25 protein-coding genes and 1 pseudogene are annotated in these 22,930 nt (G+C 72.5%); 10 read left to right on the top strand and 16 right to left on the bottom strand.

What is annotated here, in order from left to right; translation table 11 throughout:
- Positions 1–58: 58 nt before the first annotated feature.
- A complete protein-coding gene (locus ACIA5F_RS11150; RefSeq protein ID WP_399351570.1) occupies positions 59–325 on the bottom strand; it encodes a hypothetical protein in 267 nt (88 codons plus the stop codon).
- Positions 326–598: 273 nt separating this feature from the next.
- Between ACIA5F_RS11150 and ACIA5F_RS11145 the strand changes: the two genes are divergently transcribed.
- Positions 599–1,186: a hypothetical protein gene (locus ACIA5F_RS11145; RefSeq protein ID WP_399351568.1), complete on the top strand. Its 588-nt coding sequence runs from the start codon at positions 599–601 to the stop codon at positions 1,184–1,186.
- On the top strand, positions 1,183–1,644 hold the full coding sequence (locus tag ACIA5F_RS11140) for a hypothetical protein (RefSeq protein ID WP_399351566.1): 462 nt from the start codon (positions 1,183–1,185) through the stop codon (positions 1,642–1,644). The genes ACIA5F_RS11145 and ACIA5F_RS11140 overlap by 4 nt, the downstream gene beginning before the upstream one ends.
- Before the next feature lie 72 nt (positions 1,645–1,716).
- Here ACIA5F_RS11140 and ACIA5F_RS11135 read toward each other — a convergent pair whose 3' ends face one another.
- Together ACIA5F_RS11135 and ACIA5F_RS11130 are read right to left on the bottom strand one after the other, a co-directional pair.
- Positions 1,717–2,388 (bottom strand): RICIN domain-containing protein, encoded by a 672-nt coding sequence (locus ACIA5F_RS11135; protein WP_399351564.1) that lies wholly within the window; start codon positions 2,386–2,388, stop codon positions 1,717–1,719.
- A gap of 383 nt (positions 2,389–2,771) precedes the next feature.
- A complete protein-coding gene (locus ACIA5F_RS11130) occupies positions 2,772–3,740 on the bottom strand; it encodes an AraC family transcriptional regulator (RefSeq protein WP_399351562.1) in 969 nt (322 codons plus the stop codon).
- Positions 3,741–4,067: 327 nt separating this feature from the next.
- Here ACIA5F_RS11130 and ACIA5F_RS11125 point away from each other — a divergent pair, with 327 nt between their 5' ends.
- From ACIA5F_RS11125 to ACIA5F_RS11110, 4 genes are all read left to right on the top strand, one after another.
- Positions 4,068–4,244: a hypothetical protein gene (locus tag ACIA5F_RS11125; protein WP_399351561.1), complete on the top strand. Its 177-nt coding sequence runs from the start codon at positions 4,068–4,070 to the stop codon at positions 4,242–4,244.
- Between the two features lie 5 nt (positions 4,245–4,249).
- Complete coding sequence (locus ACIA5F_RS11120; protein ID WP_399351758.1) at positions 4,250–5,026, top strand: hypothetical protein; 777 nt, start codon at positions 4,250–4,252, stop codon at positions 5,024–5,026.
- A 113-nt stretch (positions 5,027–5,139) separates the two neighbouring features.
- Positions 5,140–5,562, top strand: coding sequence for an MmpS family transport accessory protein (locus tag ACIA5F_RS11115; protein WP_399351559.1), 423 nt, complete (start codon positions 5,140–5,142; stop codon positions 5,560–5,562).
- Between the two features lie 184 nt (positions 5,563–5,746).
- On the top strand, positions 5,747–6,109 hold the full coding sequence (locus ACIA5F_RS11110) for a hypothetical protein (protein WP_399351557.1): 363 nt from the start codon (positions 5,747–5,749) through the stop codon (positions 6,107–6,109).
- A gap of 7 nt (positions 6,110–6,116) precedes the next feature.
- On the opposite strand, the pseudogene ACIA5F_RS11105 reads toward ACIA5F_RS11110, so the two are convergent.
- Positions 6,117–6,317 (bottom strand): annotated as a pseudogene (locus ACIA5F_RS11105) (hypothetical protein); the annotation flags it as partial.
- Between the two features lie 93 nt (positions 6,318–6,410).
- On the opposite strand from ACIA5F_RS11105, the gene ACIA5F_RS11100 reads away from it, so the two are divergent.
- Positions 6,411–7,133 carry a DJ-1/PfpI family protein gene (locus ACIA5F_RS11100; protein ID WP_399351555.1) on the top strand — a complete coding sequence of 241 codons (723 nt, stop codon included), beginning with the start codon at positions 6,411–6,413 and terminating at the stop codon, positions 7,131–7,133.
- 98 nt (positions 7,134–7,231) lie between these two features.
- Here ACIA5F_RS11100 and ACIA5F_RS11095 read toward each other — a convergent pair whose 3' ends face one another.
- Both ACIA5F_RS11095 and ACIA5F_RS11090 read right to left on the bottom strand, forming a co-directional pair.
- Positions 7,232–7,639, bottom strand: a complete 408-nt coding sequence (locus tag ACIA5F_RS11095; protein ID WP_399351553.1) for a PPOX class F420-dependent oxidoreductase — start codon at positions 7,637–7,639, stop codon at positions 7,232–7,234.
- Between the two features lie 169 nt (positions 7,640–7,808).
- Complete coding sequence (locus tag ACIA5F_RS11090) at positions 7,809–8,450, bottom strand: pentapeptide repeat-containing protein (RefSeq protein WP_399351551.1); 642 nt, start codon at positions 8,448–8,450, stop codon at positions 7,809–7,811.
- A 149-nt stretch (positions 8,451–8,599) separates the two neighbouring features.
- On the opposite strand from ACIA5F_RS11090, the gene ACIA5F_RS11085 reads away from it, so the two are divergent.
- Positions 8,600–9,259 carry a hypothetical protein gene (locus ACIA5F_RS11085; RefSeq protein WP_399351549.1) on the top strand — a complete coding sequence of 220 codons (660 nt, stop codon included), beginning with the start codon at positions 8,600–8,602 and terminating at the stop codon, positions 9,257–9,259.
- A gap of 112 nt (positions 9,260–9,371) precedes the next feature.
- Here the strand turns inward: ACIA5F_RS11085 and asnB are convergent, their stop codons facing one another.
- From asnB to ACIA5F_RS11055, 6 genes are all read right to left on the bottom strand, one after another.
- Positions 9,372–11,222 (bottom strand): asparagine synthase (glutamine-hydrolyzing), encoded by a 1,851-nt coding sequence (gene asnB / locus ACIA5F_RS11080; protein ID WP_399351547.1) that lies wholly within the window; start codon positions 11,220–11,222, stop codon positions 9,372–9,374.
- A 10-nt stretch (positions 11,223–11,232) separates the two neighbouring features.
- The gene (locus ACIA5F_RS11075; protein ID WP_399351545.1) at positions 11,233–11,589 is read right to left on the bottom strand and encodes a hypothetical protein; all 357 of its coding nucleotides are present in this window, start codon (positions 11,587–11,589) and stop codon (positions 11,233–11,235) included.
- A gap of 32 nt (positions 11,590–11,621) precedes the next feature.
- Positions 11,622–12,884, bottom strand: coding sequence for a nucleotide sugar dehydrogenase (locus tag ACIA5F_RS11070; RefSeq protein ID WP_399351543.1), 1,263 nt, complete (start codon positions 12,882–12,884; stop codon positions 11,622–11,624).
- A 69-nt stretch (positions 12,885–12,953) separates the two neighbouring features.
- Entirely contained in the window at positions 12,954–14,342 is a 1,389-nt protein-coding gene (locus ACIA5F_RS11065; RefSeq protein ID WP_399351541.1) for an MFS transporter, read from the bottom strand.
- The gene (locus ACIA5F_RS11060) at positions 14,335–16,239 is read right to left on the bottom strand and encodes an NAD-dependent epimerase/dehydratase family protein (RefSeq protein ID WP_399351539.1); all 1,905 of its coding nucleotides are present in this window, start codon (positions 16,237–16,239) and stop codon (positions 14,335–14,337) included. Before ACIA5F_RS11060 ends, ACIA5F_RS11065 begins: the two co-directional genes overlap by 8 nt.
- Before the next feature lie 334 nt (positions 16,240–16,573).
- Positions 16,574–17,359, bottom strand: coding sequence for a phytanoyl-CoA dioxygenase family protein (locus tag ACIA5F_RS11055; RefSeq protein WP_399351537.1), 786 nt, complete (start codon positions 17,357–17,359; stop codon positions 16,574–16,576).
- 691 nt (positions 17,360–18,050) lie between these two features.
- Between ACIA5F_RS11055 and ACIA5F_RS11050 the strand changes: the two genes are divergently transcribed.
- A complete protein-coding gene (locus ACIA5F_RS11050) occupies positions 18,051–18,716 on the top strand; it encodes a hypothetical protein (protein ID WP_399351535.1) in 666 nt (221 codons plus the stop codon).
- Between the two features lie 82 nt (positions 18,717–18,798).
- Here ACIA5F_RS11050 and ACIA5F_RS11045 read toward each other — a convergent pair whose 3' ends face one another.
- Together ACIA5F_RS11045 and map are read right to left on the bottom strand one after the other, a co-directional pair.
- A complete protein-coding gene (locus ACIA5F_RS11045; RefSeq protein ID WP_399351533.1) occupies positions 18,799–20,016 on the bottom strand; it encodes a macrolide family glycosyltransferase in 1,218 nt (405 codons plus the stop codon).
- Positions 20,017–20,318: 302 nt separating this feature from the next.
- Complete coding sequence (map, locus tag ACIA5F_RS11040) at positions 20,319–21,086, bottom strand: type I methionyl aminopeptidase (protein WP_399351531.1); 768 nt, start codon at positions 21,084–21,086, stop codon at positions 20,319–20,321.
- Positions 21,087–21,147: 61 nt separating this feature from the next.
- Here map and ACIA5F_RS11035 point away from each other — a divergent pair, with 61 nt between their 5' ends.
- The gene (locus ACIA5F_RS11035) at positions 21,148–21,432 is read left to right on the top strand and encodes a helix-turn-helix domain-containing protein (protein ID WP_399351529.1); all 285 of its coding nucleotides are present in this window, start codon (positions 21,148–21,150) and stop codon (positions 21,430–21,432) included.
- A 239-nt stretch (positions 21,433–21,671) separates the two neighbouring features.
- On the opposite strand, the gene ACIA5F_RS11030 is transcribed toward ACIA5F_RS11035, so the two are convergent.
- Together ACIA5F_RS11030 and ACIA5F_RS11025 are read right to left on the bottom strand one after the other, a co-directional pair.
- On the bottom strand, positions 21,672–22,298 hold the full coding sequence (locus ACIA5F_RS11030) for a GNAT family N-acetyltransferase (protein WP_399351527.1): 627 nt from the start codon (positions 22,296–22,298) through the stop codon (positions 21,672–21,674).
- 93 nt (positions 22,299–22,391) lie between these two features.
- Complete coding sequence (locus ACIA5F_RS11025; protein WP_399351525.1) at positions 22,392–22,784, bottom strand: hypothetical protein; 393 nt, start codon at positions 22,782–22,784, stop codon at positions 22,392–22,394.
- Positions 22,785–22,930: the final 146 nt, after the last annotated feature.

The following is a 22,930-nucleotide window of genomic DNA, read 5'->3' as shown; positions in this document are numbered from 1 at the left end:
GCGGGCATGGCGCTGCGCGCGGTGGCGGCGGCCGGGGCGTGGGCCACGGCGCAGCGGCTCACGGGGTGGCCCCCACCGGGTGGCCGTCGCTGTCCACGACCCCGGTGCAATCTCCCGCGGAGAGCCGGGCGAACAGCTCGTCATCGGCTTCCCGGGCTCCGGCGGGCAGCGCCCACCTGGCGGCGACGCGCGGCAGGTCCTCCAGCGCGGCCGTCTCGATCTCCTCCTCGAACACGGGCAGTTCTTCCGGGGCCAGGCCCGCGCGGATCTCGGCCAGTGTGCCCGGCAGGGTCACCCACTCGCCGTCGATGACGGTACGCAACATCCGATCCCCTTCTCGGTCCGCCGGCCCCGGTGCGGGGCCGGCGGCGGCCAGTATGGGAGGGCGCGGTGGCCTGTGGGGCGGGGAAGGCTCCGGATTCACCCGGGAGGGGCCTGCCCCGCGCCCGCACCCGTACTCGTACCCGCGCCCGGGGTCGGTCGGGGTGCCGGGGTCCCGGGCCCGTCCGGCGCGGTCAGGAGAGCGGATTCGGGTCCCGTTCCGGGTCCCCTTTGTCACGTTCCGCATCCATCTGGATGCACGCGGTAGCCTGGACGGGTGGCGATCTCCTCGACCGGACTGGCGGCGGCGACCGCCGCCGTGGTGCTGTTGACCCTTCCGCAGCCCGCGCGCGCCCTCGCGCGGGCTGCGCCACCCGCTGCCTGCGTGCCCTCCGGGCAGGACTCGCGGGGCAGATCCTCCGTCGACGCCTCTGTGATCGCCTGGGAGGACGAGACCGTGTTCGACGATGCCCGCACGTACGCGGTCGCGCAGTGGACCAGTGGCGACCTCAAGAAGGTGAGGTTCCGTGCCGACACCGCCTCCGAGATCGCGGACCTGGAGTGGAAGGACACCCGCAGCAGCGCGGGCGACTGGAAGAACACCCTCGCGCGGTGGTCCGGCCGGCCGGGCACCGACACCATCACCATGAACACCTTCTACCTGGACGGCAGGGGCACCCGGGGAACGACCGCCCACCGGCGCCGCGTTGCCACCCACGAACTCGGCCACGCCCTGGGCTTCTGCCACAAGGACAGCGCCACCCTCTCCTCGATCATGTGGGCCGACAACGGCGAGGCCGCCGCGTACGGCATCGACGTGGTCACCGACAACGACCGCGCGTTCTACCACCGGCTGTGGGGATGACCATGAAGAAGCTGATCGTCGTCGGCCTCGCCGCGAGCGCCGCGCTGGCCCTGACCGCGGGCGGCTGGGCCGGCTGGTCCGGGTACCGCGACGCGAACACCGTCGCGGAGTCGGTCTACGCCTACGACACCACCGACCCGGAGCTGGTCGCCCCGGACGCGACGGCGGTCTTCACCGGCACCGTCCTCGCGGACACCGGCCGGCGCACCGTCGAGGACCTGCCCTCGGACACCTACCGCGTCCGCGTGGAACAGGTCCTCAAGGGCGCCGCGGCCGGGGAACTCCTCATCACCCAGAGCGCCGACGGCGAGAGCGTGAAGTACACCGTCGGGCAGACCTACGTCTGGGCCACCAACCCGGCGTCCCGCCCCGAGGACGGCGCCGCCCAGCTCTACGACGCCCCGCCGCGCCCCGCCGACACGGCGGCCGTCACCACCTGGGCCCGGGCCGTCGGCTGACGACCCGGGCCCAGGCCCGTACCTCACATCTCAGGGCTCACACTCGGTGCCTGCCGCGGCCGGGTGAGCGGCTCAGTACCACTTCGCCCCGTCCTGGCCGTTGCAGGACCACTGCTGGGCGTTCGCGCCGTTGGCGTTGGAGGAGTTCTGGATCTCCAGGCACTTGCCGCTCCTGGCGTTGACGATGTGGAGGTAGCCGCCACCCGCGTTGTACAGGTCCCACTTGGAGCCCGCCTGGCCGTTGCAGGACCACTGCTGGGCGCGTGCGCCGTTGGCGGTGGACGAGTTCCGGATCTCCAGACACTTGCCGCTCCGGGGATTGACGATGTAGTAGGAGCCGCCACCCGCGCTGAACAGCTCCCACTTGGAGCCCGCCTGGCCGTTGCAGGACCACTGCTGGGCCTGTGCGCCGTTGGCGGTGGACGAGTTCTGGATCTCCAGACACTTACCGCTCTGGTTGACGATGAGCACGCTGGTGGGTGCGGCCTGGAGGTTCAGGGCGGAAGCCCCGTTCCCTGTCGCATCCCCCTTCGACAACTGGGACATGAGCGACGACGGGGCGCCGGTGGACACCCTGTCCTCCTGCCCGACTGTCTGCGTCTGTGTCTGCGTCTGCGTCTGTGTCTGCGTCTGCGTCTGCGTCTGTGCCTGCGTCTGTGCCGTCGCCATCGCCGACACCGGCACCGTGGCCAGGGACAGGGCGAAGGCGGAGACGCCGATCGTGAGTGTGCGCTTGAGTCGCATGTGAAGAGTTCCTCCCGTTGTCGTGCTGCGGTCGTGCTGTTGTCGTGCTGTTGTGTGCCGTTGTCGTGGTGACGCACAGGCCCGGAGGCACGCCACGCCGAGCCGTTGCGGTGCGGACCGGGTGCCGGGCATGGGCATGGGCGTGGGCATGGGCGTGGGCATGGGCATGGGCAGGACCCGTACCGCCGCAGGAGAAACCCCCGTCTCTTCCACCCTGCGGTCCCGCCGGTTCCGCACCCTCGTCGGGTACCGGTCCGGCAGAACTCCAGCATTGCTGTGGCGCGGTGCGTACGGCTATCCACTTCCGGCGGCGCACGGACACGTTTCCGGACAACGGACACCCGGCGTACCGGCCCGCCGCAACGGCCTCGGTGGCTGCCGGCTCAGCGGGTGTGGCGCAGGGTCCGGGAGGGGGTCTCCCCGTAGGCGTGGCGGTAGTGGCCGGTGAACCGGCCCAGGTGGGTGAAGCCCCAGCGCAGGGCCACGTCGGTGACGGTCTCCGACCCCCGCCCGTCGGCGACGGCGAGGAGGTCACGGCGGGCCAGATCCAGCCGGGTGCGCCGCAGGTACGCCAGCGGGCTGGTGGCCAGGTGCTTGCGGAACCCCTCCCGCAGGCTCCGTACGCTCACCCGCGCGGCCCGCGCCATGTCGGCCACCGAGACGGGTTCGTGGGCGTGTTCGGCGCAGTAGACCATGGCCCTGCGGATCGCACCCGGCAGCGCGGCGGGGCCGTGGCCCGCCACGGTGTCGCTGAGCATGTGGGGCTGCACGTCCAGCAGCCCGTCCACGACGAGCTGTTCGAAGTGGCCCGTCGCCAGGGGGGAACGGGCGGCGAGGCCGGAGTCGGCGAACTCGGCGAAGTGCCGCACCACGTTCAGCCAGGCCCGTACCGGACCCGCCTGTTCGTCCAGGACGGGGACGAAGGCGAGCGGGCGCCGCGGGACGTCCCCGAGCCGGGTGGCGAGGGACCGGTCGATCACCTGACGCGGGATGATCAGGACCCGGTTCAGGCTCTCCTGGTTCCAGCGCATCGACAGCCTCTGCCGTGGTCCCACGATGCTGAGCGGGCGGGAGAGCCCCTCCCCGTCCACGGTGACCGCGCCGCCACCGGCGAGCGGGACATGGACGTTGTAGAAATCCAGCGGCGCCCCGGGCACGATGTCGACCTCCGCGCCGTACCCCAGCTCGTACAGGGCGATCGCCCCTTCGTGGACGCGCCGGAAACTGCCGTCGAGCTGACAGCCGGACAGGACCGACAGGTGGTTCGGCGCGAACCGTGTACTGATCAGATCGTGCAGCTCCTCGATGTCGCTCCCCCGGAAGAGGAGCCCCCGGTTCCCTGCCGCTGCCACCTTCTCCGAACCTGTGTGGATATCGGACATCTGCCTACCTCACCATCTGAATGGTCGTGAGGACGGGCTCTGGAATCTACCGTCGCAGATGGGCCAACTACTATGTATTTATGGGTAGTTGCCCAGGCTGACCATGATGTCCAGGGCTGCCCTCGGCGGGGGTGAGCGGTGGGTGTGGGGGGTGGGTGTGGGGGGTGGGCGTGGGGCGGGCGTGGGGCGGGCGTGGGGGTGAAGGGCGGAGGCCCAGGTCGGGGGCACATCACCCACAGGACGTAAAAACACCCAAGACCTGGTCAAAGGGGTGCGTTCGTGTGGCATGTTGCCGCGATGAAGATGCTCACGGTGCGGGTGGTGTCTGCGGCGGCCGACGGCGCCGACGGCGCGGCCCGCCTTCCCCGGCCCCTCCGCGCAGGCGGAGTCGACGCGGGCCGCGGCCCGGAGACCGACGGCGTCACCGCACGCCGCAAGGGTGCGAACAGATGTCCGGAACGGATCGACGCGTGACCCCCATGGCCGAAGAGACCGCCGGGTGGCAGGCGGACATCACCCGCCTGCTGCTCCCCCATGTCCACGCGCCCCTCGGCCGGGCCGACGCCGTCACGGATACGGGCGCCGGGCCCGGAGGCGGCGCCGCCTCGGGCACCAGCACCGGCATCGGCGCCCGGACCGGTACCGAGTACATCCGGGGAGTCCTCCCGCCGCCCCGGGCCGCCGCGGCCGTCCGTATCGCCGTCGGCCTCAAGGACGCCCGTACGCCGCGACAACTGGTCTCCTACGAGATCCCCCTCCGGGCCGACGGCGAAGTGGTCACGGCGTACGACGTCATCGGCATCCTGCGCACGGTGAACACCGGCACCCACATCTACCCCAGCGACCGCGTCGGTTCCGTGATGGGCATGACACTGGTTCACGTGGACCCCGCGGCCGTGGCCCCCGTCGCGCGCGTCGTGCCCGCACCACCCGTCGTACCCGCACCACCCGGCGTACCCGTCGTGCTCACGCGGGAGGGTGACGCCCCGAACCTCCTGCGCGGTTTCGCGCAGCCGGTCACCGGGGAATGTCCGCGGCCCCTCCTGCGGGGCTTCCTCTTCCTCTCGCCGGACCGGCTGCGTCTCTACCTGGACGCCGAGGAGGTGCCCGGGGTGACCGCCGCCGACGTGCGGCCGTCCGGCGCCGTCACCGCCCTGGTCGCGGCCCTGCCGTCGCTGATCACGGAGAAGGCGCGGATGACGGTGGACGCCGCGGACCCGCACTGCTCCCGGCTCGTCGACCTCACCGCCTGGTGACCGCGCCGGTCGCGCCGCCCGCCGCCCCGCTTGACTCTTTACCAGCCCTTTACGATCATAGGCGGGTTCTGTTGCCGTGATCCCTGGGGGTAGTTCCCATCCGTACCAACGCCATGACCACCATGACCGCCATCGCCGCCGCCGGCCTCGTGTTCGGCCTCACCGGATGCTCCGAGGTCACCGAGGCCGCGAAGAAGGAGACCGTCGACAAGGTCGACAGCGCGGTGAACGAGCAGTACGAGGTCACGTACGAGGTGACCGGCAAGAGCATCGACTCCATCAAGTTCTCGGCGGGCGGCGGCACCGCCCTGGACCCGAAGATGGAGACCGTCGACAAGCCGACCGTGCCGTGGTCGAAGACCGTCACCCTGCGGGGGATCATGCCTCCCACGGTCTTCCCGAGCGCGGTCGACGCGAGCGGCTCCGCCGAGGTCACCTGCAAGATCATCTACAAGGGCAAGGTCATCGCGGAGCAGTCGGGCCAGGGCCTGGCCGCCGCCAGTGGCTGCACCGCGGTCTCGCCGATCGCCCAGTAGGACGCGAGGCCGGCCGAGCCGGTGTGCGGGGCCCGGGCGTTGACCGTGTCGGCGGGTCCGGGCCGGTCGGTGGTGGTTTCCCGGACGGGTGGCGGACGGGCAACGGGAAACCCGTCGACCGGGGCGCATGCCCGGCGGGACGCTGAGTGCGTCAGCACCACGCAAGACCCGCAAGGGGGAGAACATGCGCAACATGATCCGTGGCGCCGCCGCGTTCGTGACCGTGGCGGCAGCCGTGATGGCGCTCGGCGGCCCGGCCGCGGCCAGGCCGGCCGACTGGGCAGGGTGTCCGGACGGGGCGGTCTGCGTCTACCCGCAGAACCAGAACCCCGCCGTCAAGCCGAGCCTGATCTTCCGGACCTACGGGGCCCACAACCTGAGCAACCAGCACGGCAGGCACTGGGTCCTCAACAACCAGACCGGCGGTGCGACGGCGAGCCTGTGCACCGGCACCAACGGCAGGGGCTGCGGCGGACGCATCGCCCAGGACCGCGGCGTCTACGCCGATCTGACGCCGATCAACTCGATCACCCTCTACCGGCCGTAATCCCTCCCGTGCGCTCGCCGTTCACCAGGACCTCCCCCCTGAGCAGTTCACCGCCCAGCAGGTCGTTGAGGACCATGGCCGTCACACCGCACTGGTCCCGGGCCGGGTTGGCGGGGGTCCAGTACGGCCGGAACTCCGGTGTACAGGTGTCGGCGTCCCAACTGTCCCGCAGGGCCCGCTCGATGTCGGTGAGGAGAGAAGGTGTCATGCGGCCATCCTCGCAGCGGGCACTGACAACGGGCACTGACAACGGGCACTGACAACGGAACCGGGCACGAGGCCCGGCCAAGGAGAAGAAGGGGTGCGTACCTCGAAGGAGGTGAGCGTCTTCGCGTCGCGTGGTGGTATCGGTCCCATGGACAACCAGCGGCGCATCCTCATCGTGGCGTACGACGACGCGCAGATCCTCGACATCGCCTGCCCCAGCGGTGCTCTGGACATCGCCAACCGCTACGGTGCGGCGCCTCCTTACTCCATAGAGCTGGCCACCCTCGGCCGCCGGGCCGCCCGCAGTTCGGCCGGGATCGTGCTCGGGGCCGGGCGGGCGCTGGAGGCGGTGACCGGACGGCTGGACACGCTGATCGTCGTGGGCGGGGCCGGGTACGCGTGCGCGGCCGCGGACGAGCGGTTACTGGCACAGGTCCGGCGGCTGGCCGGGCGCAGCCGGCGCGTCGCCTCCGTCTGCACCGGTACCTACGTGCTCGCCGCCGCCGGGCTGCTGAAGGGGCGGCGGGCGACGACGTACTGGGCCTCCGCCGACTATCTCCAGGCCACGTTCGGCGTGACCTACCTGCCCCAGCGCTACGTGCACTCCGGGAAGATCGTCACGGCGGCGGGGGTCTCGGCGGGCCTGGACATGGCCCTGTACCTGGCCTCCCTGGTCGCCGGAGACACCACGGCGAAGGCGATCCAGCCGGCCATCGAGTACGACCCGCACCCCCCGTTCGACTCCGGCAACGCCGCGAACGCCGACCCCCGGCTCAAAGCACTGGCGCTGCGGTTGCTGGCCGAATCACAGGTGTGACGGGAGCGGGGCCCCGGGCGCGCGGCCCGGCGGGCGGCGATGCGCGTCCCGGGCCCCGCCCGTCCCCGTCCCCGGTCGCCCGTCCCCGGGTCCGGCCGTCAGAGGGCGCCGACGACCTTGCGCGGGGTCACGCGGACGACGACGCGGTCGGCGTCGTCCTTGGAGGCGGGGTTGAAGTCGGCGTAGTCCTTGCCGGTGTACTTCCGGGACAGTACGTCGATCAGCTCCTGGCCGCCCTCGGTGGTGAGGTCGGCGGTGCCGCGGACCTCGGCGTAGGTGTACGGCGCGTCGGACGGGTTGATGATCACGGAGACACGCGGGTCACGGCGCAGGTTCAACTCCTTCCTGCGGCCCACGGTCGTGGAGAACAGCAGGTCGTCGCCGTCCCGCGTGACCCAGACGACCGACAGCTGGGGGCTGCCGTCGGGCTGGACGGTCGCGACCGTCGCGAAGACGGGCCGGTCGTCCAGGAGGGACTTCAGTTTGTCGGAGAGTTCGGCAGGCATGGTCCAGAGCCCTTCTGCAGACGATGATCCCGCGTCGCACGGCGTACGTCCGTCCGCCCGGTGCGGCGCCCCGTCACCCTACCGACTCACCCGGCCACGCACCGCGACGAACGGCCGATGGCGCCCGACCGGGCCGACCGGGCCGACCGGGCCGGTCCGGCCGGCGGTCCTACTCCACGTTCAGGCCGAGAGAGGTGGCGATCACCGCGGCCTGTTGCAAGCTGATGGTGGCCCCGGCCAGTTCCACGGTCAGCGGGTCCAGCGAGGACAGGTCGCTGCCGCGCAGGTCGGCGCCGGCGAGCCGGGAGCCGTGGAGCATCGCCCCGGACAGGTCTGTACCCGTCACGCTCGCCTGCTCCAGCCGCGCGGCGGTGAGGTCGGCCTCCCGCATCCGTACCCCGTCGAACGTGGCCTTGCGCAGGTCGGCGCCGGGCAGCCCGACGAAGGACCAGTCGCCCCCGGTCACCTCGAAGAGGGTGAAGGCCGACTGCTGGAACAGGCTTCCGACGAACTTGCATTCGGTGAAGCGGGTGTCGAAGAAGGTGCAGCGGCGGAAGGTGCAGTTGGTGAACGCCGCGCCGGTGTGCCGGGAGGCGTTGAAGCGCACACCGGAGAAGGTGCACTCGTCGAAGACCGCCCCTTCGCTCACGGCTTCGGTCCAGTCCGTGTCGAGGAAGGTGTAGCGGGTGTACGTGCGGCCCGACAGGTCCTGCCCGTACCAGTCCTCGTCCCGGATCACCCGCTCGGTGTCGGGGACCGGCGCCTCGGCGGAGACGGGGTCGATGTTCGCGCGGGCCGGCCGGATCGTCATACCGTCCATTGAACACCGTGACTCCGACACCGCCCGCCCCGCCCGCCCCGGCCGCCCCGCCCGCCCCGGCCGCCGGGCCTGGGGCAGGGGTGCTGCCGGGGATACTCGGGGTCGTCGAACGGGGTCGGTCCGGGCTGTGGAGGAAACGGGTGCGCGAGGTGCGAGGGGCGGCCGGTGTGTGGGCCGTCGAGGCCGACGGGGTGCGGCTGGAGGTTCCCGCGACGATCGCGGGCGTACGGGAGGGGCTCGCCGGGGCGCGCCGCACGGAGTTCGACGCCGAGGTGGAACGGACCGTGGGCAATCACCTGGACCGGGTGCTGCTCCGCTGGGCCCTTCCCCCCGGGCTGCTGGCACGTGAGGGCATGCCCGAGCGGGTCGAGCGGGGGAACCTGGACGGCCTCGTTCGCGACGAGGACGGTGTGCCGGTCGACTTCGCGGAGGTCATGGAGGTCACGGAGGTCACGGAGGCGGGGGAGGACGGGACCGGCCGTGCCGCACCCCCGACGTGGGGGATGACCACGGGCGCCGGACGGGTGCGCAGGCCGGCGACGATCGGGGCGATCCGCGCCGGCCTGGACGAAGAACGACGCCGGGCGTTCGACGTCGAGGTCCCCCACACCCCGGGCCACGACCTCTGCCCGACGCTCGTCCGGTGGGCGACCCCGCCGGAGGTCGCGGCGGCGTCCGACGCGGCGGGAGACCGGATCGCCCGCGGGGACTTCACCGGAGTCGTCAACGCCGACGGCAGCCCCTTCGCCCTGGCCGACCATCTGCCACCCGGAACCCCCGAGGGGGCCGGGCGGCGATGAGCCGGGGTCCGGGGTCCCCCCGGACCTCGGACCCCGGACCCGGTCCGCCGGGCCTGCGGACTCCCCGGTTTCCCGGTTTCCCGGTTTCCCGGTTTCCCGGTTTCGCGTCGGGTCAGAGGGCGATCTGGACCCCGTACGTCCGGAGCCAGTCGTCCAGTTGGAGCGTGGTCTCCAGGGCCGCGCGGCTCATGCCGTCCTCCAGGGCCGCGGCGCCGGTCTTCGCCACCGCCTGCTTGAGCCCGGCCGAGAAGAGCGGGGCGAGCGGGCTCTCCCCCGTACGGACGACGTCCGCGAGCCGCTCGCGGAGGACGCGGTTGTAGGCGCTGTCCCGGATGGAGGGGTACGGGGTCTTGATCCGCTGGGCCACCGCCTCCGGGAGCAGGGGCCGCATGGCCGCGCGCAGCAGGCTCTTCTCCCGGCCGTCGAAGCTCTTCATCGCCCAGGGCACGTTGAAGGTGTACTCGACCAGCCGGTGGTCGGCGAACGGGACCCGGACCTCCAGTCCGCACGCCATGCTCATCCGGTCCTTGCGGTCGAAGAGCACCTGCGCGTGACGGGTGAGCGCCAGATAGGTGACCTCCCGGTAGCGCGCCTCGGCCGGGTCGTCCAGGTGCTCGCCCGCCGAGATCTCCGCGACCGCGGAACTGTGGCAGTCGCGTTCGTACGCGGCCAGGTCGAGCTTGCCCAGCAGGTCGGGGGCGAAGATGACCTCGTTGCCCTGGTAGTTGTGGCGGCCCTCGTGCACCCAGGGGAAGGTGGGGGAGAAGACCGCGTCGGGGTCGCGCTGCCAGCGGTAGCCGCCGAAGACCTCGTCGCCGCACTCCCCGGAGAGGGCGACGGTGGAGTGCTGCCGGACGATGCCGAAGAGCTGGTGCAGCGAGGCGTGCTCGTCGCCCTTGGCGAGGGGCAGGTCGTAGGCGGCCAGCACGGAGGACCGCAGCGCCGGGTCGAGCAGGTCGGGGGCGTGCAGGGGCAGTTCGCTGTGGTCCGAGCCGACGTGCTCCGCGACCAGCCGTGCGTAGATGTGGTCCTCGTTGAGGGGCTCGCCGGACGGGTCGCTCCCGTGGCGGGGGTCGCTGTCGGTGACCGAGCAGGAGCGGATGCGGCCCAGCCCCTGGCTCCGGGACACCTGGGCCGCGAGCGCGGTGAGGGAACTGGAGTCCAGGCCCCCCGAGAGCAGCGTGCAGAGCGGGACGTCGGACACCATCTGCTGGCCGACCACGGATTCGAGCATGTCACGGACGGTGCTGATGGTCTGTTCGAGGGTGTCGGTGTGCTCCTGGACCCGCAGCCCCCAGTACCGCTGTTCGACGGCGCCCGACCGGGTCACGCGGACGGTGCAGCCGGGCGGGACCTCCCGTATGCCGCGGAAGATCGCGCGTCCGGGCGTCTTGGCGACCGAGAGGATGTCGCGGAGCCCGTCGGCGTCCAGGACGGCCTGGAACTCCGGGTGGGCGAGGATCGCCTTCGGCTCGGAGCCGAAGAGGACCCCGGCCGGGGTCGGCGCGTAGTACAGGGGCTTCACGCCCATGCGGTCACGGACCAGGAGGAGTTCCTCCCGGCGCGTGTCCCAGACGGCGAACGCGTAGATGCCCTCCAGGCGGGTGACCAGCTCGGGCCCCCACTCCAGGTAGGCCCGCAGGACGACCTCGGTGTCGCTCCTGGTCCGGAAGGAGTGTCCCAGGGAGCGGAGCCGGGTGCGCAGCTCCTGGAAGTTGTAGGTCTCACCGCTGTAGGTCAGGGCGGCGGGCGGCGTGGAGCCGTCCTCGGACGCCATGGGCTGGCAGCCGCCTTCGAGGTCGATGACGGACAGCCGCCGGTGTCCCAGCGCGGCGTGCGCCGACAGCCAGAGCCCTTCGGCGTCGGGGCCGCGCCGGGCCATCGTGTCCGTCATCGCCTGCGCGATGTCCTGGTGGTGCCTCAGGTCGCGGGAGAAGTCGACCCAGCCGGCGATACCGCACATGCAATTGCTCCTAAGGGGAGGACGGGGAGGAGCCGCCGGGCCGCTCGGCCCAGGGGCCGAGCAGCGCGGTGGCGGGAAGGGTGGTCACGAGCAGCGAGGAGGGCAGGCCGTCCCGGAACCGGGCGAGCAGACCCCGGGTGACATCGCCCGGCGCCCGCCGGGCCGCCCGCTCCAGCAGCTCCGGGGCGGCCGGGAGACCGGAGTCGAGGCCCGTCCAGCGGACCACGAGCAACTCCTCCGGCTCCGGGGCGGGTTCGGGCAGGGCGCCCGCCGCCGGGCTGTGCCAGCGGGGGCGGTCGTCGAGGACGACGACGGGGAAGATGCTGCCCAGCCCGTAGTGGGCGGCCTGTACGACCGGTGGTGTCATGTCGCCTCTCTCTGTCCGTCCGGTGACCGGTACTACAGGCGTTCGACGTGGGCCTGCGGGGCGGCGGACCCGCGCGTGTCGAGCAGCAGCGGGGCGTGGCGCCCGATCTCCTCCACGTCGTAGGCCCGGTGCCGCTGGAGCAGGATCACCAGGTCGGCCCCCTCCAGGGCCTGGGTCAGCCCCTCCTCGGCGGCGGCCACCGGGACCCCGTCGACCTCCCAGGACGGCACGTACGGGTCGTGGTACGTCACCTGGGCGCCCAGGGCGCGCAGCCGGCTCACCACGTGCCGGGCGGACGTCTCGCGCTGGTCGGCGATGTCGGCCTTGTACGTGACGCCCAGCAGCAGCACCCGGGCCCCGCCGAGGGTCTTGCCGGCCCGGTCGAGGAGTTGCTGCGCCCGCTCGACCACGTACCGGGGCATCCGCGTGTTGATCTCCTGGGCGAGTTCCACCATCCGGAACGGGTAGCCCAGGGTGCGGACCTTGTGGGCCAGGTAGTTGGGGTCGATGGGGATGCAGTGACCGCCGACGCCCGGCCCCGGGCGGAACGCCTGGAAGCCGAACGGCTTGGTGGAGGCGCAGGCGATGGCGTCCCACAGGTCGATCCCGAGCTCGTGGGAGAAGATGGCCATCTCGTTGACCAGGGCGATGTTGACGTGCCGGTAGGTGTTCTCGATGAGCTTGGCCATCTCGGCCTCGCGGGTACCGGCGGCCCGCACGACGTTGTCGACGAACTTGCCGTAGAAGCCGGCGGCGGTGGCCGTGCACTCGGGGGTGTAGCCGCCGACGACCTTCGGGGTGTTCCTGATGCCGTAGTCCCGGTTGCCCGGGTCGACGCGCTCCGGGGAGAAGGCCAGGTGGAAGTCGGTTCCGGCGGTCAGGCCCGAGCGCTCCAGGATCGGGCGGACCACCTCGTCGGTGGTGCCCGGGTAGGTGGTCGACTCCAGGACCACCAGCGTCCCGGGGCGCAGGTTGCGGCCGATCACCGCGCAGGCGTCCTCGACCATGGCCAGGTCGGGACCGCCGTGGGAGGAGAGCGGGGTGGGTACGCACACCACCACCGCGGCGGCGTCCGCGATCACCCGCTCGTCGGTCGTGGCGGTGAAACCCGCCGTCACCATGCCGGCGACGGCGGCGTCGTCGACGTCGTCGATGTGGGACGCGCCGTCGTTCAGGCGCGCCACCGTCCTCGCGTCGCGGTCCAGGCCCACGACGGCCAGCCCGGACCGGCACGCCTCCAGCGCGAGCGGCAGTCCGACGTACCCCAGGCCTATGACGACCAGGTCAGTGCGCACGATGGTCCCTTTCTGGTTCTGGTTCTGCTTCTGGTTCGGGTGGGGAAGGTTGTGGTGTGCTGCGGCCGTTCACGCGCTGCGGGCGCGCCCGGCGAGCAGGAAGGCCAGGAAGGTCGGTACGAGCAGCAGCCCGAAGGCGGCCCCGTACCCGGTCAGGTCGGAGGCGCCGATCGCCAGGCAGACGTTGAGCACGGCGGCGCCGAGCCCCAGGACCGCGATCTGGCCGAGGTTCTGGTTGGTCTGCATGGCGCTGCTGGCGTGGCCCTGCCGGCCGGGCGCGCTGTGCGCGAGCGACAGCACGGTGAGCGAGGGGTCGAGCAGACCCATGCCGACGGCCGCCAGGAGCATGCCCGCGGCGGCGGTGAGCACCGGCACCCCGGGGAACGTCCCGGCCACGGCGAGGGCGACGGCCGCCACCATGACCAGCGCGCCGACGGAGACCAGCCGGTGGCGGGGCCAGTGCTCCAGTACCCGCCCCTGCACCCAGGAGGCGCCCGCCCACAGCACGGCGGCGCCCGTGAAGATCACGCCGATCACCACCGCGGACACGTCCCGCTCGGTGATCAGCATCAGGGGGATGAGCGCTTCCAGGGTGAAGAACACCCCGGAGCCCAGGCCGCGCAGCAGCACCGTGGCCGGCAGCCCCCGTACGGCCCGCCAGGTGCCCTTGGGCAGCAGCCGCGGCGCGAAGACGAAGAGGAGGAGCATGCCTCCCACCGCGAAGACCAGGTGGCGCAGGTCCCAGCCCGACACCCCGTACTGCCCCAGGGCGGCGCCCAGGGACACCGTCGCCGCGATCAGCAGGGCCGGGCGCTGCGGGTGCTCGTCCCGGGGCCCGGCGGCGGCTCCCGGGGTGGGGCGCCCCCGCAACACGATGACCAGGGCGACCGCCGGTATCAGGGTCAGGGCGGCCAGGCCGTAGAAGACCGCCCGCCAGGACCACCACTCGGTCACCAGCCCGGCCAGCGGGGGGCCCGTCAGCGACGGGATGACCCAGGAGGTGCTCATCAGGGCCAGCGCGCGGGGCCGCAGCCGGTCCGGGTAGGTCTGACCGATGGCGGTGTTGATGCACACCGTGACCATTCCGGCCGCCAGCCCGTCCAGGAAACGCCCGGCCGCGAGCTGCCAGATGGAGGTGCTGGAAGCCGACACCAGCAGGGTGATCACGGTCAGCACCATGCCCGCCGCCAGCGGCTTGCGGGCCCCGGACCGGTCCGCCCAGTGACCGCCCAGCACCCCGCCCAGCAGGCTCGCCGAGACGAAACAGCCCGCCACCAGCGGGAACAGGGACACACCGTCCAGGTCCCGGGCCGCCGTCGGCAGGGTGGGCACCACGGCCAGCGCGGCGAACCCGGTCAGGAACATCACCGCGGCGAAGGTGGAGGTGGCGGCCCCGTACTCCCGGGAGAACAGACCGCCCTCGGGGGCGTCGGGGCGCGCCAGAGCCTGATCAGACATCGCTGCCCGTCTGCGGAAGACCGGTGATCGCGTCGTGGGTGTCACAGGCCAGCCACTGCGCCAGGGCCCGCAGGCCCTCGTGCAGCGGCGCCGACGGCTGCCAGCCCAGCTCGGTCCCGATCAGCGCGGTCTCCATGACCCCCTGCCGGACGCCGGGCCCGGGCAGTTCCTCCCAGGCCGTGCGGCGCGCGATGAGCGCGACCAGCTCGGCCAGCTCCTCCTCCGTGTAGAGCGCGGAGGCGACGTTGAACACCGGCCGGTGCGGCGGCGCGGACAGCACGGCGACGACCGCGTCCGCCAGGTCCCGGTGGTCCACCACCTGGTGGCGGCGGCCACGGTCCAGCAGCAGGGGGTGGCGCGTCCACACCCGGTGCATCCACCGCGCGGCCGTGCCCTCGGTGAAGACGCCCGGACCCACCGGCTCGGCCGGCCGCAGCACCTGCACCGCGATGCCGCTCTCCTCGCTCCAGCGGCGGCACCGTTCCTCTTCGAGCCACCACGCCAGGGCCTCCGGGTCGGCGGGCGGTCCCGTCGGCGACGCCTCCGTCACGTCCGGCTCGTCGCTGCCCCGGTAGACCCGCGCGGAACCGACGTAGACCAGCCGCTCCACCCGCGCCTTCTCCGCGGCGGCCAGCACCTGCGCCAGCGGCCCCGGCCCGGCGCCGGGGACGCCCACGTGCACCACGTACGCGGCGCCGTCGAGGTGCTCGGCGCCGGACGGCTCCGGCAGGTGCGCGGCGTGGTGCCCCGCGTCGCCCAGCAGTCCCGCGAGCTGGCGGCCGAAGCCGCCCGCACCCCCGGTGACGGCCACCTCGGGCCGGGCCGCCGTCCCGGCGGCGGCCCGCTCGGCCACCCGTCCCCGGGCGAACGCGGCCAGGGCCAGCTCCCGCACGGGCGGGATCAGCGCGCCCAGTTCCCCGGCGGTGTACTCCTCGCACAGACCGCCGGGGCCGAGCGTGTCCATCACGGCGCGCGCCGCCTCCGCCGACGGCGGCTCGGCCGTGACGGAGGCCACGACGACGCCCATCGCGAACCCCGTCTCCCACACCGCCCGCGCCACCCGCTCGGGCAGCGGCGACGGCCCGGCCGCCACGAACGAGGCCCGGCACGACTCGGCCAGCCCGAGCCGCCGCAGGTACCGCTCCGTCTCGATGTACTCCCACTGCGCGTCCGCGCCCCGGCGGAAGGCGCACCGGGCGTCGCCGTACTGGTAGAAGGGGACGACCGCGAACTGCGCGCAGTCGTAGGCCGTGGGCGCGGTGGCCCGGTCGGTGAAGAGCGCCGCCTGCCGCCAGCCGTGGGTGCTGTTGCCCGCGATGCTGGGCACCTCGCTGTGGTCCACCGTGCTGGGCACCGAGACCCGGATGGGGACCCCGAGCGCGTTCAGGTAGCGCTGCACCACCACGTCGTAGGGCCAGCCCGACCCGTGCTCGGCCGCGAAGGCCGCGTACCCCCGGGCCACGTCGGCCGGCAGCATCAGCGCGAGGCACGGCGCGTGCTCCTCGACGGCGTACGTCCACTCCTGGCCGGCCAGCGCGGCCAGCCGGGTCGCCGCCCCGGTGCGCCCCTCCCACCCGGTGTAGAAGGCGAGGGCCTCGTGGGGGACGGCCGCCGCGACCTGTTCGGCGTAGGCGAAGAACCCGTCGGCCAGCACCACGTCGTCCTGGAGGACCAGGTGGTGCGTGGCGTCCGGTTCCACCGCGTCCCACGCGAGGGCGGCGGAACGCAGCGCCGTGGGCGGCCCCTCGGGCTGGGGGTCCGTGACGACCCGGATCCGGCCCGCCGTGTCGGTCTCCGCGAGCAGGCGGGCGGCGTCGATGCGCCGGGGGTGCGTCATCACCGCACCGCTCAGCCGGACCGGGCCCCCGGTCACGGGCGTGGGGTTCTGGTAATTCATGCCAATACCTCGCAGAGGTGTACGGGAGCTGCCGGAGTCACGAGAGTTGCGGGAGGTTCAGATGGCTGAAACAAAGATGTCACCGAGAGGTCATGGTGGGCCGCCTGAATCGGCGGCAGCCTTGACGGAGGGCAGGCCCGAAGGGGCGTACGCGCCGGTCCGCCAGGGTGTGGGACATACGCCTGAGGGGAATGGTGCGACGGCCGGAAGAAAGGGTGTCGTACAGACCGGCCGGTGACCTGTGAAAATAATTGTTCCCGGAGGAGAACCCGGGCAGAAATTTTCCCGGGGGTCAATTCCTGCCCGGACAGGGCTTCTTCAGGGAATCACATCTTCACTGGGGGGAAGATTCTTCCGCAGTCGTGTTGCGGACCTGGCGCTCATTGTTCTCAAGGCCGTGGTCCATTCCCTTTTCCCGCTCCAGCCTGATCATTTCGGCGGGGCGGTAATTGAGGATGTAGGCACGCCGGTTGCGGCCCGAGGTGTTGCCCCGGGAGTAGTGCAGAATGCCGCCGGCGTGAGCGACCGCCTCACCGGGTGACAGGGGGACCGCGGTCGCGCCCGGCTCGTTCTCGGAGCAGTCGCATTCGATGTTGCGGCCGTCGCTGGTGGGGCGGTGGGGGCGCAGGGGCAGGAGGTGGGAGCCCCGGATGTACCACATGCAGCCGTTGTCCGGGGTCGCCTCGTCCAGCGCCACCCAGATCGAGACCGCGCGGGCGTCCGGCAGGTCGACCCAGTAGGCGGCGTCCTGGTGCCAGGGGGTCGGAACACCCGCGCCGGGCGCTTTATGGATCATCATGTCGAAGTCGAGCGTGGCATCGTCGCCGATCAGCTCACGCGCCAGAGTCAGAGCCCGGGAGTGGAGCGGGAGATCCCGCAGAGGGGCGTACAGGGCCGAGGGCCACATGATCTGGGTGATGTTCTCACGGACGCCGTCGCGGCGCGGGACGTGGGACCCGAGGTCGGAGCGCTTGTCCCCGCTCTCGATCTCGCCGCTCAGGAGCCTGTCGTAGATGTCGCGATAGATCTCGACCTCATCGGGGGACAGGAGTGTTCCGGTGGGCGCGAATCCGTCCTGCTGGAATGCCTCGGTGCGTAAAAGAGCGGCGTTCACGGTCATGGTGATAGAGCCTTTCTTCCGTCCGCTGTCATGGGACCTTTTGTATCAAGGGAAGTGGCGCTGATCAAGAATCCGCCGCCGCGGGCAGGGAGAGGCGGAGGGGATAAGCGGGGAGTGGGAGGAAGGTGGGGGGACGTATCATGAAGAACCCGTGAAACCCCGCTGTCCACCGGGCGATCAATGATGCCGTCCGGGAGCAGTGACCGGCCAGTCAATGGCCTGGTTGTATCGGTAACCTATGGGACGACTTCAAGACGGTCAAGCGCGATAAGCCGCAGCCTCCAGCGGGGGTGGGCAGGCTTTGCTCCCGTACCGCACGATGGCCAGATCTGCCCGTTTTGTTAAAACCAGTCGCAGGTCACCGGGTGGGTGCCGCTTTGTGATTCGGCAGGTGGACGCCGTTCATCCGGGAATCCCGTACCCCGATCCGGCCTGTTCGAGGATTGGCCGGATGCGGGCTTCCGGACGTCGACTTTCAGTCGCCTTTTTCTCGCCGTGAATTATTGAAGGGTTCGTGCGGAAACAGGACGCCCAGGTGGGTGACCCGGGCCCACCAGCGATCTTTCTCCCGACCGTCGCACTTCAGCCGCCGGGCCGGATCTAAACGTGATCCCGGCCACGGATGATCTTTGACCCCCGCACAGCCGACTATGGCGTCCTCCCATCCCCTCACCACCTCCCGGAGGTCGGCATGACAGGCGCCGGACCCGTCCCGCCCGAAGGACCGCCGCAGCGACTGCCCGAAGGGCCGCCCTACGGGCTCCCGGTCCAGGTGGCACACCGGCGGAACCCCTACGCGTACATGCTCGGCGACGAGGAACTCGACGCCCTCCTCCTGGACGTGGGACGGCGCCGCGCCGCGAGCATCTGGCGCAACCACACCACCGGCGAGCAGGACGCCCCCCGCGGCGCCTACCCCCGGCCCCGGATGGGCTTCGTCCTGATGGACCCCACGGCGGGCCCCTGGGTTCCCAACGAGGAAGCGGTCCTCGGCGTGATCACCGTCGGCGAGGACGGCCACGTCTCCCTGCCGAACGCCGCCGCCAAGGCCGGCGCCCACCGCAGGCTCGGCCGCAACAACGGCGAGGCGGTCCACGTCGACCCGCACCTTCTCGGCAGCGGCGGCTTCCGTTACGGCCACTCCGCCGAGGTCCGCGGCCAGATCGTCGGCGCCAGCTCCCAGAGCACCGACCAGGACCTCTACGAAGCGGCCCGGCTGGCCGCCGAGTTCGTCGACGCGGTCAACGACCGGCACGCGGCCTGGGAACAGCGGCAGGGCCCCGGCGACTGGGCCTCGCCCGACGACGAGCCGGCCCCGGAGTACCGCTCGATGACCGACTGGTTCACACCCCGCTGAGGCGTTGCGCTCCGGCCGCCCTCCATCCCCCTCCGCCGCCTTGCGTCCCGGCCACGACCGGGGCGCAAGGCGGCGGCCGTGATCAGCCCAGCACGACCTCGATCAGGTCGGCGGCCCGCCGGGTACCGCCCTCGGCGCGGACCTCGGCCCGCAGCCGGGCCGAGCGGCGGGCGACCTCCGGATCGGCGAGCAGCTCGTCCAGGGCGGCCCGCAGGTTCGCGGCGTTCGCCTCCGCGGTGTCGACGCGGCGGGCCACGCCCAGCTCCACCAGCCGGTCGGCGTTCATGAACTGGTCCGCCGCCTGCGGGACGGCGATCATCGGCACCCCGGTGAACAGCCCTTCGGAGCTGCCGCCCATCCCGGCGTGGGTGACGAAGGCGTCGGCCTGCTCCAGCACCGCCAGTTGGGGCACCCAGGAGCGCACTTCGACGTTGGACGGGATGTCACCGAGTTCCCGCAGGCCGGTGTACCTGCCGATCTGGAGCACGACGTGCAGGCCGGGCAGGTCGCCGTAGGCCGCCAGGCACTGACGGTAGAACTCCGGCCGGTGCGTGAAGGCCGAACCCAGCGAGACCAGGAGCACCTTCTCCGCCCCGGCCGGACGCGTCCAGACATCCGTAGCCGTAGCCGTAGCCGGGGCCGCGCCCGTACTCGCACCCGGGCCCGTACGGGTGCCGAAGCAGGGGCCGACGAAGGTCACCGAGGCGGTGTCGACCCGGTCCGCGTGCGGCTGCATCGCCCGGGGGATCAGGGCCAGGGTCCGCGCGGGACGGCCGCAGTAGGCGTCCACCTCGGTGGTGGACGCCCCGTTCCCGGCGAGCCACCGCGCGAACCTCGCCCGGAACGCGTCGGCGCCCGGCAGTTGCCGCAGGTGTGCCCCGACCTCCTGGTCGTAGCCCTCCCAGGCCACGAAGGTCGGGGACAACTGGAGGACGGGACGGCCCTGCGCCTCGGCGAGGGCGCGGGTGGCGAGGGCGCCGATGTCGTACAGGTAGAGGTCCGCGCGGTCGCGGTCGTAGGCGGCGCGCAACTGGGGGAGGGCCTGGACGGCGTCGTCGAGGAAGAGGCCCATCGCGGCGATCGGGTCGTCGGGCCAGTCGTTCTCCGCGACCGGCAGCACGGAGGTGTACGGGACGAACTCGGCACCGGTGGCCGTGATCGGACCGGCCACCGCCGGACCGTTGACACAGGTCACCCGGTGGCCACGGGCCACCAGCTCGCGGATGACCTCAAGGCTCGGCAGGACATGGCTGATGGCGGGGATGCCGACCATGGCGACATGGGCACGGCGACGGGGCATGGGAGATCACTCGTTTCAGGTCTACGACGGAAGGAGGGCGCCGCGAGCCGGTGCGCCGACCACCGCGGAGGACCTGCCTCCCGGGGGCGCGCACGGGCGTGCGGAACGTGGACGGGGCGCTGCCCCGCCCCTCTCAGCCGTAGATCTGACGGTGTTGCATGGCGGCGACCCTAGCGCTGTGACCGGGCCCGCCGCACCTCCTTTTCCGCCGGACGCGTAGGGACGCGTAGGGACGCGTACGGGCGCGTCCGGCGGGCACAGGGCGGGCCCGGGTCAGGGTGAGGACAGGGGCAGGGTCAGGGTCAGGGCAGGGTGAGGATGCGGGGGCCGTCCTCGGTGATGGCGACGGTGTGCTCGATGTGGGCGGCGCGGCTGCCGTCGGTCGTGCGCAGGGTCCACCCGTCGGGGTCGGTGTCGTAGTCGTCGCGCCCCCCGGCCATGAGCATGGGCTCGATGGCGAGGACGAGGCCGTGGCGCAGGGGGAAACCCCGGCCGGGCCGTCCGTGGTTGGGGACGTGGGGGTCCTCGTGCATCCGGCGGCCGATGCCGTGGCCGCCGAAGCCGGCCGGCATGCCGCAGCCCGCCTTCCGGGCGACGGTGCTGATGGCGTGGGAGATGTCCCCGATGCGGTGGCCGACGGTGGCGGCGGCTATGCCGGCGTCCAGGGCCTGCTGGGTGGCGGCGATGAGTGCGAGGTCGGCGGGGCGGGGGGTGCCGACGACGAAGCTGATCGCGGCGTCACCGGTCCAGCCGTCGAGTTCGGCCCCGCAGTCGATGCTGACGAGGTCGCCGTCGCGCAACCGGTGGTCGCCGGGGATGCCGTGGACGACGGCGTCGTTGACGGAGCCGCAGATCACGGCGGGGAAGGGCACGGGGGCGAAGGAGGGCCGGTAGCCCAGGAACGGGGAGCTCGCCCCGGCCTCGGCCAGAACGGCGCGTGCGACGTCGTCCAGCTCGCGCAGGCGTATCCCCACCGCCGCCGCTTCGCGGACGGCCGCGAGCGCGTGGGCCACGACGCGTCCGGCCTCGCGCATCGCCTCCAGTGCCGTGTCGGTCTTGATCTCCACCATGTGTGTGACTCCCAGCGATGCGGTGTTCCCCAATACTTATACCGGTATTAGTATCACAGGCATGGTGAGAACTCCTTTGACCCCACAGGAACGGCACCGCGGAGAATGCTTCGGGGCCCTGCTCCGCGAGGCCCGCGGCGAGCGCAGCATGGTGGAGGTGGCGGCGGCGGCCGGGGTGTCCGCGGAGACCCTCCGCAAGATCGAGACGGGCCGGGCCCCGACCCCGGCCTTCTTCACCGTGGCGGCCCTGGCCTACGCGCTGGACCTGTCCCTGGACGCACTGGCCGTCGCCTGCGCGCGGGCCTCGGAGGCCGTGGACGAGGGCGGGCAGGCGATGTCGGCCTGAAAGTTGGCCGGAAACCCGGCGGTGCGCGCGACACCCCCTCGGCCCGGCCCTGCCGGAGGGGGGGGGAGCGGACGGCCCGCCGGGGTTCTCACCGGGGCGCGGTGCGCGCACTCCGGGGGCGGCGCCCGTCGGCCCCGGGCTCCCGGGGCGCGGTCCGGCACGGAAACCGCGCGCCCGCCGGAGGAGGGTGTCGGCCGGAGGAGGGTGTCGGCCGCCCGGGGGCGGGTGTAGGCGGTGGGCTACGGGAGGTGTGCGGGCTGCGGGTCGGTGGCGAGGCGGGCGTGGAGGTGCTCGTCGTGGTACGCGCCGTCGCCGAAGAGGTGGGAGGCGCGCAGGGTGCCCTCGGGGAGGTAGCCGCAGCGGTCGGCGATCCGGCAGGAGGGCTCGTTGCCGACGGCGTGGGCGCTCTCTATCCGCCGGGCACCGGCCGTCGCGAAGGCCCAGTCGGTCACCGCCTCGGTCGCCCGGGTGGCGACGCCCTGCCCGCGGGCGGCCGGCAGGGTCCAGTAACCCATCATCGCCAGGCCGTCCTCGCGGTCGGTCCAGCGTACGGTGACATTGCCCAGCAGGGCTCCGTCGGCGGCGTTCCGTACCGCGAAGGAGGCGCTGTCGCCCCGGTCCCAGGCCGCGTCCCGGAACATGACCGTCTCTCCGGCGTCCTGGCGGTCGGCGGCCGGGAAGGGGTTCCACAGGGTGATCGGCGGATCGGCCGCGGCGGCGACCAGGCCGTCCAGCAGCTCTTCCCGCCCGGCGGCCTCCCGGTCCCAGGGGTGCGGGCGGATGTCCCCGAGGTTGAGCGTCGCGCGGACGAACGTCGGTCGTCCGGGCGGGTCGTGGGTGGGGGCCGGGGGCGTCGAGGTGGTCATGGGCCGTTTCTGCTCGATCACGGCCCCCTGTCACCACCGGTTTTCCTCCCGGACGTCCGGGCCCGCCCGGACGGACGGACCCGCACCCGCAGGTCAGGGCGTCGTGCACACCACGAAGGCCCTGATGCCCTCCGCGACGGTGTTCGTGTTCCTGACGGCCACCTGCCATGTGGTGCCGCTGCCGAGGGAGGCGACCACGAAGGCGCGCCCCAGCTCGCCGCCACCGACGAGGGCGACGTTCGCGTTGCCCCCTCCGCTGCTGACCGTGCCCGCCGGACAGTACGCGGTGGCGTTGCCGATCTGCCCCGGAGGCACACTCACCAGATCGCCCAGGACCCGCTGGAACGGGGCCTTCGCCACGGCCCCGCCCGCCGCACCCGCCCCACCCGGTGCCGTGCCGGGGTCGTGGGCCTGGGCGACCGCGATCCCCGTACCGGCGGTGAGGACCGCGGCGGCTACCAGGGCGGGAATCCGAAAGCGCTTCATGGCGACCTCTCGTGAGCGTGGACCGTGCCGCACTCCGGCATGCCCCCGCAGGTCCGGCCCGACGCGCCCCCGTACCCGTTCGGCTCCTGCGGAAACGATCCGCCCCGCGCGAACGGGCGACCGGGCCGACCGGAACCCCGCCCCGG

This window comes from Streptomyces sp. NPDC051567 (assembly GCF_044454165.1).
Classification (GTDB): domain Bacteria; phylum Actinomycetota; class Actinomycetes; order Streptomycetales; family Streptomycetaceae; genus Streptomyces.
This window is presented reverse-complemented; position numbering and strand designations above follow the sequence as displayed.